This window comes from Patiriisocius sp. (assembly GCF_051252435.1).
Lineage (GTDB): Bacteria > Bacteroidota > Bacteroidia > Flavobacteriales > Flavobacteriaceae > Patiriisocius.
Window position 1 is genome coordinate 226291 of record NZ_JBPOFW010000001.1, and the last position, 13455, is coordinate 239745.

Here is a 13455-nt window from a genome sequence, read left to right on the forward strand (position 1 = left end):
AAAGTACTATATATTTTGTTGTTGTTTAGTTTCCGAAGTTATATCTCAACGTAAATCCACTTCTAATGGTTGTCTGCGGAAATGCAGTAGAAATAGCATATGTTGAGAAGGTATGGTCATAATAAAAAGCTGCCGTCAAGTTTTTACTCAAAGCATAATCAATCAATAGCTGCGCGCCGTATATTGTCTGTCCAGCGGTTGTCTGATTGTTTACAATATCTAAGTACCTAATTACGGTTCTATTATCACGACGAGAGAGGTCTAATTTGAAGTTAAGATCACTCTTTAACACTTGCTTCTTACCTCCAAAGTTGGTTCCTATCCTTAAATCTTTAATTCTATAACCGAGACCGAGAACAATTTCGTCTCCCTTTATTTCAGTTAATAAATTATTGGCAAAACTCAATCCCAATGCTCTGTCCTTACGATACTCTGCGCTAATTTTTACTGAATTTTTCATCTCAAAATCAACCTTGGCAAGTGGAGAGAATTGTTCGGTCAAATTTACATTTGTTAAAAACTGCTCACTTTTGAAGTTTCCTGCTTGGTCTAATTCAGTTGGGTCATTTCTGTTATAATCTAAATTTGTTTGAAACTGGTTTACCGTATATCCTGCGCGATAGCCGTGTTGCAAAGAGAACCTTTTAAAACGCTTTTTAAACCATTCTAGGCGCATGAATCCTGTATATTTTATATCCCAGTTAGGCAACGGAACATCTCTAAAAATACCAGTTTCCTCATTTCCTGCATCGCTTCCTTTGTAAGCTGCTAAAAATGCCGGTAAAAGCACGTCTTGGCTTGTAGCACCAAAACCTACCGGATATCCTGTATCTTGATCTACAGGAAAATTTTCTGTTCCATAAAACTCTGTAGCCAATCTATTAGCGACAATTAATCTATTGCTTCTAAAATCATCAAAGGCTTGTGACTGCGCATCTGTTGTTTGTTGAAAAGCAGTACCTATAAGTAAAGTAGAAATATTAAAATTTCCAGAAGTTACAGGTGTTAATGAATTATACAAACCGTCATCGATGATGTAATTTTCTGAATAGTTTTCAGCATAAATACGACTTGCATTTAAATCTATTTTTAGGTCTGGCAGCAACTCTATATTTGTTTGAATATCAAGTTGTTTACTTTCGTTCTCTGTATATTGTTCATTAAATTCAGGATACAACGTCAACCAACCGTTACGTGCCGCCAAGTCTCTAATTTCTCCCTGACTACCAAAAGTAAAGCCCGTAGTAGGTTTTAACGTTCCTATAAAACCAATGGACGGCGTATAACCTGGCAAGAAAATACCATTTGTTTCTTGATAATTTACTTGTATTCTTTTAATAGATGTTATGAGACCAATAAAAGTGTTTGCAGCCTTATCGCCTGCGCTCAAGCCACCTGCACCGGCTTCACTACCTCGTGCTGCGGTTCCTGCAGCGCCAGATGCTGCTGAAAGCGAATTCGTTTTTGATTCTTTATCTTCGTTATCGTCACTACCTCCTTCTTTGCCGCCTTTTACATCACGAATGCCTCCTTTAGCGTTTGCTGCCCCACGACCTCCACGTGAACTGTTGCTAGCTTTTTTCTTAGTGAGCCCTATATATCTATAAAAAGCATTCATATCTAGCGTTGAGTTGATACGATGCGTACTCGCATTCTGTATTTTATTTCCTAAATCATAGCGACCTGTTGTTCCATCTGCTAAATCAATTTGAATATCGTTAAAACCTTCGCTACCATCTTGCCATTGGAAATCTCCCGTGTAAGAATACGTCGCTCTCAACCATTTAAGAAATGGAAATTTAGAAAACGGCAAATCATAATTTAATTGTAATGATTGGAAATGTAAATTAGGGTCTCCCACATCAAAGAAACCATCCCAAACGCTCAACGTATTATCCGCAATAAAACCTGTAGAACCATTCTCATCTAAAGTTGGAGTTAAATAATTATTTACTGTGCGACTATTCGATGAAGTAAAGTTAAATCTCAGTGACTTTGTCAAATTATAATTTATGGCATAATCCCAATCAAATAAATAATTACGTTGGTATAATGTAGGTAAACCAATATTTCCCTCGTCAAGATTGAGCTCTCTAAATTTCTGCTCACTATATTGACGAACAATATTTGAATTGACAGCAATACTCGTGGGTAAATAATTAACGTTCAAGTCTTTCATAAACTGCCAGTACTTGCTCTTAAATATTGAATCGTTCTTTTTAAAGGGCTCAAAAGTTTTAGGAGTAAAGTTGTACGCATATGTACCCCCCAAACGTACATTTTGATCTAAAGCTTCTTCAATTTCAAAATCATTATGATCAACTTGATTATATGATGCAGAAAGAGTTAAATTTTCTACATCATAAATACGAGGTTTTGTATCACCTACTCTTTCTTTTCTTACACCAATAAAGTTAACACTTTGTCTCTTCGTATAATCTACAGATTGTTCTTTTATAGCTTCTCTGTCTGATGCATCTTCAGTATTGTCAAGTCTTGTTTGTAGTTCAACATCTTGAAGTTCCGGATCAAATTGCGGCGTAATTAATTTCTCCGACCTTCCGTAGTTGAAAGGCAATTGAATACCCCATGTATTAGGTAACATTTGACCTAGGTTAAAGTTAGTAACCAAATCATACTCTTGAACATCTTCTCTACTTCTTTGGTTAGGTCCTTGATCAATAGTACCAAATCCTATTGTACTTTGTCTACCCGTAGCACTAATGTTTGCAAAGTCGGCAAAATTAGTATCCACACTTGCCACGGCAGCCCAACCTCCTTCATTTTTTAATTCTGAAAGGCGCAGTTCATTAAACCACACTTCTCCGCAAATTTCATTTGTATTACCATCCGCATTTCTAACTCCCACCATGGCGATACGAACGTCACCAAAACTAGGGTTCCCTTTGATTCCAATTCTTAAATCATTTTCGGCACCACTTGCTGAATCTCCCTCGAGATCCGCTTGGTCAAAGAATATCAATTCATTTGGATTTAGTGTATTGTCGCCAATAACCAAAGACTTCACCTGTTGCAATAAATCAAGTGGTAAGTTCAATCGGTTTTCAATTGGCCAAATCAATTCAGGATTTGTTGTTCCTATTTCTGTAGTAGGGTTAAGAGGTATTTGAACCTCATAAAAACTTTCGGTCAAGTCATTTCCGAGGCGAATAAATGCAACCATCTCACCATCGCCCAGTGCCATTTCATTTACCAAAGACTCTGCGTGAATGAACATCTCTAAGTTTTTGTACTGGCGCATATCCACATTAAAGTTTTTATACACCCCACGTGCATCGTTAGGCTCTAAACCGCAAACACGCAATGCCAATGACTGCTCATCTTGACGTATAATATTGTTGTTATTATTTAGCTCTTCTCTAAATACTCCTGGTGGCAGCCTATAAGGAATGGGGACTCTATTTTCATTATCAATAATGTTAACTGCTTCAACCTCAAACGTGGTATCATCCAGTTCTGGATCTTCCATGGTAACATTATCAAGAGTTTGCAAGTACCTTCTATAATCCCCACGCACCAATTCCAGTGTTCCAAAACGTAACGTAGTTGGTTGCTCAAAACCACTTAAAGACATACGCATAAATCTGATAGATCTAAAGTCTGATATTCCATTTACGGCACGGTCAAAGTCACTTACTGGAATTTTAAATTGTACCCAGCGTACGTCAAGCGGATTATTATTTGGTAATGTTATAGAACTTTCTCTTACATCTGTAATAAAATCGTTACTGGCCGGATCTAACATATCGCGACGAATAGGAATATTATATTCATAATAGCTATCAACCGTGTTCATAGAATTGTCACGGTTAATATCCTCAACATCTGGCTGCGTAGTAGAACCTCTATTTGTATTTGTTACTTCAACTGGCGAATTTCCTTCTGTTCCGTTATACATTCTATAACGGTTTCTTATATCTCCAGTTGCCTGTAAAAAATACTGGTAATTATCATTCGATGGATCCGGTAAACCAGCAAATGCAGGAAACATGGCGCCCTCTTGTGCATTATTTAAACCGTCATACCCAACATCTTGATTGGTACGTTCCTGTCCTTCTGTATCAAAAGTATAAACTAATGACTGGCTGGTAGGTACTTTACCCCAAACCGTAGGTGTAGTATTTGTCGCGGTACCATCTTCTGGCAAACCGTTTTCATATTGTTTACGACCATCTTTGAGAATATCTTCGGAAATGTTACCTAAATTAAAACTCAAAGTTCCACCATCGTTGCCAGCAGTTTCATCGTAGATAAATGGATCCATTATCCAAAACTGAATGTATTCAACATTACTACGTTCAAAATCGGTTGTTGAAAGTTGACGAGAAATAGCACCAAAGTTTTGCGCTGGATTTGGCAATACATTGGTTCCATTTGCAGCAGGATTAAAATTATATTCTCCACGTTCTGCAGGATAATAAGAAAGATCTAAAGAAAATAAAGCTTGTGTTTGTCCTTGAATGATATCTTGATCAGGGAAAATTTCGTCTCTAAAAACACGTCTCGTAAATGGGTTTGATAAATCCTCATCAGTTATTCCATCTGGTCGTTGACTACTATAAAAAACGGGGTCAATGGTGTACCAGTTTAATTTTGCACGACGGTAATTATATTGTAACATACTGTTACCTACTTCTCCCCCAAAACCATCTGGGCTCGCTCCCAAATACCAAGTAAGTGGTGAGCTTATATCAAATTCAGTCGTTGCAGATTCAAAATCATCCACATATACGGTAGTTTTTCCATTAAAGTCTGAAACGTCTGGCGCACCAGGCATTAAATAAGCAAATTCACCACGAACTGAAAGTCTAGATTCAACATCGGTATCAATATTTGGCAATTTATTTACGAGTCTCGTAAAAAATGGAACTTCGGTAGAATATGCAGCATTGATACCAAAAACGCTGTTATTTATTGGCTCAACACCAAAGTTCGATTTTTGTGTTAACGGTCTTTCTTTTAAACTTAAATAGGTACCACCAATTACAAAATTCTCGTTAAATTTATGCTCAATATTTAACCCAGTAAATCGTTTTGTTTGTTGTCCAAAAAGTGTATTATTTTCTACTGAAATATTAATAGGAATATCTGAAGCCAATAATGCAGGATCTAAAATTTGAACACGACCTGCTTGATAATTTACGGTATAATCAACGCCTTCTGAAAGTGTTCTTCCACCCGCAGTAACAACGACAGAACCTTGAGGCACATTGAAAGCCCCAATAGGAATACCATCTGCTCCCGTTGATTTATAACTACCTTTTAACTGAAATTTGTTTTTATCACTCGATGTTTGTTCTGCTTGCGTTTTAGTAGTCCGATACAAATTTCGGAATACATATTTTGCCTGGTTGGCGTTATATGATTCTGGAACATTATAATTTTCTACTCCGCTATTAGGTGTAAGATCTAACTTATCAAATAAATAATCACCAAAAGGCTCCACCGATGTAAATATGATACGTCCATTTTGTGTATCCACGGTCAATCCTGGAATAAAGTCAAAAAACCCATCTCCACCTGCTTGTGGGTCATTATTAAAGTTCAATCTATCCAGATTAAATACTTTTAATAATATTGTTTGGTCTACATCATCTGGCAATGGTACTGCTGGATTTGTAGCTGTTCCCTCAGCAGGATTTATATAATTCAATGGCGAAGGATCTCTATATTGAATGTTAAGCCTGAAATCTTCTTGCTCTAATTGAAAAGCACCTAAACTATAGATGTTTTTCATCATCAAATCCCAGATAGGTTCTTGAACATTTGTAATATTACTCTTTAACAATTTTACCACTAAGTTTTGTGGCAATCCAACTGGATTTGGGTTGTTTGGGTCAGGATCAGGATTTGGATTGTTAGGGTCAAAAGGCATATTTGTACCTGTAGCATCTACACCATCTGTTGAAAATTCACCCACTTGAAAAACCTTTCCATTTACAGTAAATTGAAAAGAGACACCTAGTACTTCGTCATTATTCAATCGTTGATTCAAAGAAATATATCCAAGCTGAGAGTTTAAAGTGTATTCGTTAGGCTGTAATCTTCTTGCATTTTCCAAGGCCACATAGTCTGAGCCATCTTGAACATTCACCCCGCCAAAACCTTGCTGCACTGTAGCAATATCTCTAATCTGTTCATTTAAAATTGACTGCACTCCTGGCATGTCAATCCCAAATGGATTAAAATCATTATTACTGTTATCTGGAAAAGCTGCACGAGAGGTATTTATAAACCCTCCCGGAGTTACGTTAAGACCTATATTCGTAGGATCTGACTCTCCAATATCTTGTATGGCAACAATGTTACGAACATCTTGCGTTTGGTTTCCACGATTGGTAATCCATGCTTCAACACGAGTAATTTGTACGTTAGAGTTTATAAATGGATACTGCCTAAGTACTCTGTCATAATTATCTCTAAAGTAATGTGCTAAGAAGAAGTTACGATTTTCATCGTAGTCCAATGCGTATAATTCATAGTCGGTTACTGTTGCCCCACCTTCAGCAGTAACGCTTCGGGTTTCACTTTTTTGTTCTGAAAACACACCTGTAATAGTTGTTTTACCAAATTGTAACTCCGTCTTTACCCCAAACAAACTCTGTGCTCCTTGAATCAATGTACTGTTCAAAGGCATGCTCACATTACCAACTTCGATTTTACGAATGATATCATCTTCAGTGGGTGTATATTCTAATTTTATTTGGTTTTGGAAATCAAAAGTAGACTCTGTATCGTAGTTTGCATTTATCTGCAAACGTTCTCCCACTTTACCGAGTAAGCTCAAACTAATTCGCTGATCAAAATCAAAAGAAAAATTACTTCGGTTTCTTGGAGAAAATGCCGGGTTATCTTGTTTAGTATATAATATCCCTAAATCTATTTCAGCAGTACCTTGAGGTATCACTTCTATTGTATTTCCGCCGAAAATAGATTCAAAAAAGCTTGAATTCACGTAAAATTTCGGCAATAAATTCTTTTGTGCTTCTTCTGAGCCTTCTTTTCTACCATCTGCTGCGTCTATTTTCTGCTTAAAATAATCGCGCATTTGTTCTCTCAAAACAAGGTCTTGATATTCCTGCGGCGTAAGAATCGCTGGAACACCAATGTTAAAATCACCCAGCATCTGGCTGTAGATGTAGCGATCTGTCACTGGATCGTAAGTGTATAAATCTTGTATGCTTGAAGATTGTGGCAACTCAATGCGGCCCATAGATGAACCCGTAGCTGTGGAATCCTGCGCCATGGCAACAGTACATCCTCCAAAAATGATACTTAAAATTAATAAATGCTTGAAAAAGCTATTCCCGTACACGTAATTATTTGCACCCAATATTATATTTTTTTTAAAGCCTGCTTTATTATTTCCTCAACGGTCGCCTGCGGATTTTCTTTAACAACGCTATCACAAACTTTTTCAGCTTGTTTACGCGCAAATCCCAAGGTCTCCAAAGCAGATAACGCTTCATTTTTATTCGTATTGCTTGAAACGATAGAAAGATCGTCTAAGCCATACACTTTTAAAACTTTATCTTTTAAATCCAATAGCACTCGTTGCGCCGTTTTTGCGCCTATCCCTTTTACAGATTGTATAGTCGCTACGTCACTTGATGCAATCGCCTCAGTCACCTGTTGTGGTGAAAGCGATGATAACATTATTCTTGCGGTACTCGTCCCCACCCCTGAAACCGAAATCAATAATCTAAAAATCTCCCTTTCCACGACGCTTGAAAAGCCATACAAAATATGGGCATCTTCGCGCACTTGCAAATGGGTAAATAATTTTATGTTTTCTGAATCAGAAATTTGAGAAAAAGTATGCATAGAGATATTCACAAAATAACCCACGCCATTACAGTCTATTACTACATGTGTGGGTGTTTTTTCACTAAGTCTACCTTGAAGGTGTGTGATCATCTCTTAATAAAAAGTTAACGTCGCCAAATATAATATAATTTATTGGGGTAAGCCATCCCGTAAATGCTCAAAAATTGCCTAAAATCTAGAAGTGGTAAACTACCTCTGAAATATGATTTTAAAGAACAACAAATTTAAAATTTGACATCACTTTTTCTGCGGAAATATTAAAGCTGGAAATAACGTTTTTAATTCAGTTTTAGAGAGAACAATCTATATGAATTTTCTACATTTTTATTTTATTCCCTTTACTCTCACGCTTCTCTTTTTGTTGTGCATCCACCACAGCAACAGCAGCCATATTGACTATCTCTTCTACACTCGCTCCTAGTTGTAAAATATGAACAGGTTTGCGCATTCCCAACATGATGGGACCAATAGACTCCACTCCGTTAAGTTCTTTTAGTAATTTGTAATTGCTATTTGCAGAGTCTAAGTTGGGAAAAATAAGTGCATTTACTTTTTTTCCAGCCAATTTAGAAAACGGGAATTTTTTCTGAAGCATTTCTGGGTTGAGCGCAAAATCGGTTTGGAGTTCACCATCAATTATCATGTCTGGATTAGTACGATGTAAATACGCTACGGCTTCACTAACTTTAGTTGCATGTGGGTCTTTTGAAGAACCAAAGTTTGCATAACTAATCATTGCAATTACTGGTGTCAAACCAAACATTTTCATGGTATAGTTAGTCATCTGTGCAATCTTGGCAAGTTCCTTTGCAGTTGGATCAATATTTATTGATGTGTCCGAAAGGAAAATAGGACCTCTTCTTGTCATCATCATATTGGTAGTAGCCACTTTACTTACACCATCAAAACGACCAATGGTTTCAAGCACAGGTCTTACAACAGAGGGATATGATCTAGAATATCCAGAAATCATTGCATCTGCATCCCCCTCATTTACCATCATTGCGGCAAAATAATTGCGCAATCGCATATTATTTTGAGCGTCATATAAAGATTCTCCTCTACGTCTTCTATTTTGCCAATGCTTTTCAGCATAATAATTTAATTTCTCAGACTGTTCATCACTTTTTGGGTCAATGATTTCAACTTCAGCGTCAAAATCTATTTGCTCCATTAACTCTTTTATCACATCCTTTCTTCCCAACAAAATAGGAATTCCTATACCCTCTTCATTGACAATTTGAGCTGCTTTTAATACGTCAAGATGGTCAGCTTCAGCAAATACAATTCGTTTTGGGTCACGTTTTGCTCGCCCCATCAATAATCGAATGATTTTATTATCGCTTCCCATCCTTTCATTGAGTTCATCCACATATTTTTCCCAATCTTTAATTGGTGCTTTAGCTACTCCACTCTCCATAGCTGCTCTTGCAACCGCTGGTGGTACTGTTGTTATTAAACGAGGGTCAAAAGGTTTTGGAATAATATAATCCCGACCAAAATTTAACTTCGTTTCTTGATATGCAATATTAACCTGCTCTGGTACAGGCTCTTTTGCTAATGCGGCAAGCGCTTTTACGGCCGCCATTTTCATAGCCTCATTAATTTTTGTAGCTCGAACATCTAATGCACCTCTAAAAATAAAAGGGAATCCGAGTACATTATTTACTTGATTGGGGTAGTCGCTTCTACCAGTCGCCATAATAATATCATCTCTCGAAGCAATTGCCTCTTCGTATGATATTTCGGACGTGGGATTTGCCATGGCAAAGACAATAGGATTTGCTGCCATGGATTTCACCATTTCTTGAGTTACTATATTTCCGACGGACAACCCCAAAAATACATCTGCGTTTATCATTGCATCTGCAAGCGAGTTATATTTTTTATCGGTCCGAAAAACATTTTGCATGGGTGACAAATCTGTCCGGCCTATATCCAAGAGTCCTTCCGAATCAAACATCGCTATATTCTCTAGTTTTGCGCCTAAAGAAACATACAAATTCATACATGAAATAGCCGCTGATCCAGCACCAGAAACAGCAAACCGTACCTCTTCAATTTTTTTATCTGTCAATTCTAGCGCATTGATCAGAGCAGCCGCAGAAATAATTGCAGTACCGTGTTGATCATCGTGCATTACAGGAATATCCAGCTCTTCTTTAAGACGACGTTCAATTTCAAAAGCTTCTGGGGCTTTTATGTCTTCTAAATTTATCCCCCCAAATGTAGGTGCTATGTTTTTTACCGTTTCGATAAAAGATTCTACATCTTCAGTATCTACTTCGATGTCAAAACAATCAATATCTGCAAAAATTTTAAAGAGCAATCCTTTTCCTTCCATTACGGGTTTTGAAGCTTCGGGACCAATATTTCCCAAACCTAACACTGCTGTCCCGTTTGAGATTACTGCGACAAGATTACCTTTTGAGGTATATTTATAGACGTTCTTTTTATCTTTTGCAATCTCTAAACATGGCTCAGCCACACCGGGCGAGTATGCTAAAGAAAGGTCTCGCTGTGATGCGTATTTTTTTGTGGGCACTACTGCAATTTTACCTGGTGTGGGTTTTGCATGATATAATAAAGCTTCGCGACGTTTGGATTGTTTGCTCATAAAAATTTCAATTAACAAGTACTACAAAAATAACAGAGTAACGGGAATTGAGGGTATACAAGCAGGTTTATTTATGGCACATTTCAGAAAGAAAAAATAATATTATTTACATTTTGATTATTAGAAAGTTAACTTCATCAAATTGAGGTAAAGAAAAACCCTTGCGCAAACACACAAGGGCTTCAGTTTTAAAATAATGGCTAATTATTTATAGGTAACCGAAAAGGAACCCGCATTGACATTTATAGTGTTGTCGCCGTTCAAATCTATATCGGCTACAAAATTAAAAATGCCGGTTATCTTTTTTGAGCTGGTATTCTTTTCAGTAATGGTAAGGGTGCCAGAAATACTCCCGCCGGCTATATTTCCGGCAGGCTCATTAACCACAGCTCCACCAGCCTCAGGTGTGTCAAGCGAATATGAACCCACTCCATAACTATTTGGAAATTGCAAGTTTAGAATATTACCCCCATCGTCCAATGTATAAATCCCCAATTCGCCCTCTAATATTTCTGCATTTATAAAAGTTGCAGTGTATGGAATGCCATCTACATTTGCCGTAAGGCTACCTCCAAACAAACCACCGTTAATTCCCGGTAAAGGATTGTCATCGCTACAGCTGCTTAAGAAAAATGTAAAGCACACAAGAATACTGAGCATAAATCTTGATATATTTAATTTTGATTTCATGATATTTTAATTAATTAGTAATATATGTTATGTCAAATGCCCCGTTTGTAACATTGAAATCAACTGTATTGTCAACATTGGTAGAGACAAAATTAAAGGTGCCGCTAATAGTTTTTGCTGCTCTATTATGGCTGGCGATTGTGAATGTACCCGAACCACCATCAATTATTGTTGTTGTGTAAACTTGAGAGTCATCTGGGTTAGTTTTTACCAAAAGTGCATAGCTATTATTATCAAAATCATAGGTTCCTGGGTCTAAGCTTATAATACTTAAATCCTGCCCCGCTTGAACAACAATACTCAAAAGATATTTGTCGCCGTTAGTAGCTCCAATAGTTAGTCCTACTTGGTTATCAATAGCAATTTTTGATGCGGTTACCTCAGTTGGGATAAATGTTTCACCATCAATAGATGCTGAAAAGTTTGCACTTAAATCAATTGGATTTCCATCATCGTCTCCATCCCCTTGACCCATTTGTTCTTCGATAATGGCATCATCACTCTTATTGCAAGATGTTAAGCCTAAGCACAAGCTCATGGATAATATTGTAATTGTTGCTAGTTTTTTAAATTGAATGTTCATAATAGATGTTTTGTGATTTTAAATTAATTTTTTTGTTTTTGAGTTATCTTATATTAAGTTCCTTGTATATAGACGAAATCAAATTCGCCATCGGTTAAGGTTATTGTGCTATTGTGATACACACTCTCAACTTTGAATGAAAATGTGCCGATAAATATATTGTTAACTAAATCATGTGTTGTAATGGTCAATGTACCTGTAGGATTTATGTTTGAAAACTCTGGAAAGCCATCAACGACTACCGAAGTAGAAATGGTATCGCCAAATGTGTAAATGCCCGGACTCAGATCTTCTTGGATTACCATTATAATTTTATTCGAACCATCAGTAACTTCGATATACATCGATTCTTCAAAACCACTTTCTACGGCTAAAAGCTCAGTAGGTACAAAGGCGATATCATTAATTTTTACTGAAAAATTACCACTCAAATCAAGTGGGTCACCGTTATTATCACCATAACCATCTCCTTGCCCCATTTGTTCTATTTGTTCCTCGTTAGTGCCATCATCTCCTTTGTCACAAGAAATTAAGCCTAAGCACAAGCTCATGGATAATATTGTAATTGTTGCTAGTTTTTTAAATTGAATGTTCATTGTTAGTTTTTTAAGTTTCTATTTGATGAACCTGAAGACAAATAGGTTAACAAAAAACTATAGCGTTATTCCAACTAACAACTACAATGAAGATAAAATTGGTATTAATCGATTGAATTACAGTAACTTAATTGTAGATATTGAAATAGGAATATGGTGTAGAAAAATTTTTTTTATTTTTTCAAGAAATCAATATTTCTTTTCAACCCTTTAAATTTGGTACGTTTGACCGGGCTTTTTTGAAGATTTCATTGAACACTTCTTTTGTAATCTCTTCCCATTCTTTTTTATCTTTTGACAATAATTGAGGATGCGGATTAAAAAGAGGTTCACGGTGAGATGTACTAAAACGGTTCCACGGGCACACGTCTTGGCAAACGTCGCACCCAAACATCCAATCGTCTAATTGATTTTTAAAAACTGTTGGGATTTCGTTTTTCAACTCGATGGTAAAATAACTAATGCACTTACTGCCGTCCACTTTATACGGCTCAACAATGGCTTGCGTGGGGCAGGCATCTATGCAGGCAGTACAGCTACCGCAATGATCTGTTACTGGAGCATCATATTCCAGTTCAAGATCAACAATTAACTCGGCAATAAAATAGAAAGACCCTACTTTTTGGGTCAATAAATTGCTGTGTTTTCCTATCCAACCCAATCCGCTCTTTGCTGCCCACGCTTTGTCTAACACAGGTGCCGAATCTACAAAAGCCCGACCGTGGACTTCTCCTATTTCATCTTCTATAAAATAAAGTAGTTGTTTCAATTTATCTTTTATGACAAAATGATAATCGGTGCCGTACGCGTATTTTGAAATTTTATAACTTTCAGGGTTTTGGATTTCCGAAGGATAATAATTGAGCAATAATGAAATCACACTTTTTGAACCTTCAACCAGTATTGTGGGATCCAAGCGTTTGTCAAAATGGTTTTCCATGTATGCCATCTCGCCGTGCATATTCTTATTGAGCCAAGCTTCCAGTCTTGGAGCTTCGTCTTCGAGGAATTCGGCTTTGGAGATACCGCAAGATAGAAAGCCGAGGCGAGAGGCTTCGGTTTTTATGAGTTTTGTATATTGATTTTTATGGTTTATGGTTTGGTTTATTAAAATTTCCGAA

Annotated in this window: 6 protein-coding genes and 1 pseudogene; all 7 read right to left on the reverse strand. The window is 36.8% G+C overall.

Annotated features, from left to right (window positions below; genetic code table 11):
- Nucleotides 1-25 precede the first annotated feature (25 nt).
- The 7 genes and pseudogenes from sprA to queG all read right to left on the reverse strand — a co-directional run bounded on the left by sprA (nucleotide 26) and on the right by queG (nucleotide 13430).
- The gene (gene sprA, locus ACSHW7_RS01035) at nucleotides 26-7267 is read right to left on the reverse strand and encodes a cell surface protein SprA (protein WP_435678248.1); all 7242 of its coding nucleotides are present in this window, start codon (nucleotides 7265-7267) and stop codon (nucleotides 26-28) included.
- An 89-nt stretch (nucleotides 7268-7356) separates the two neighbouring features.
- Nucleotides 7357-7938 (reverse strand): Holliday junction branch migration protein RuvA, encoded by a 582-nt coding sequence (gene ruvA, locus ACSHW7_RS01040; protein WP_435677458.1) that lies wholly within the window; start codon nucleotides 7936-7938, stop codon nucleotides 7357-7359.
- A 226-nt stretch (nucleotides 7939-8164) separates the two neighbouring features.
- The gene (locus tag ACSHW7_RS01045) at nucleotides 8165-10465 is read right to left on the reverse strand and encodes an NADP-dependent malic enzyme (protein ID WP_435677459.1); all 2301 of its coding nucleotides are present in this window, start codon (nucleotides 10463-10465) and stop codon (nucleotides 8165-8167) included.
- Nucleotides 10466-10669: 204 nt separating this feature from the next.
- A complete protein-coding gene (locus ACSHW7_RS01050; protein ID WP_435677460.1) occupies nucleotides 10670-11155 on the reverse strand; it encodes a DUF6252 family protein in 486 nt (161 codons plus the stop codon).
- Between the two features lie 10 nt (nucleotides 11156-11165).
- A complete protein-coding gene (locus tag ACSHW7_RS01055; RefSeq protein WP_435677461.1) occupies nucleotides 11166-11738 on the reverse strand; it encodes a DUF6252 family protein in 573 nt (190 codons plus the stop codon).
- Nucleotides 11739-11791: 53 nt separating this feature from the next.
- Nucleotides 11792-12334, reverse strand: coding sequence for a hypothetical protein (locus ACSHW7_RS01060; protein ID WP_435677462.1), 543 nt, complete (start codon nucleotides 12332-12334; stop codon nucleotides 11792-11794).
- Between the two features lie 173 nt (nucleotides 12335-12507).
- Nucleotides 12508-13430: pseudogene (gene queG / locus ACSHW7_RS01065) on the reverse strand (tRNA epoxyqueuosine(34) reductase QueG).
- Nucleotides 13431-13455: the final 25 nt, after the last annotated feature.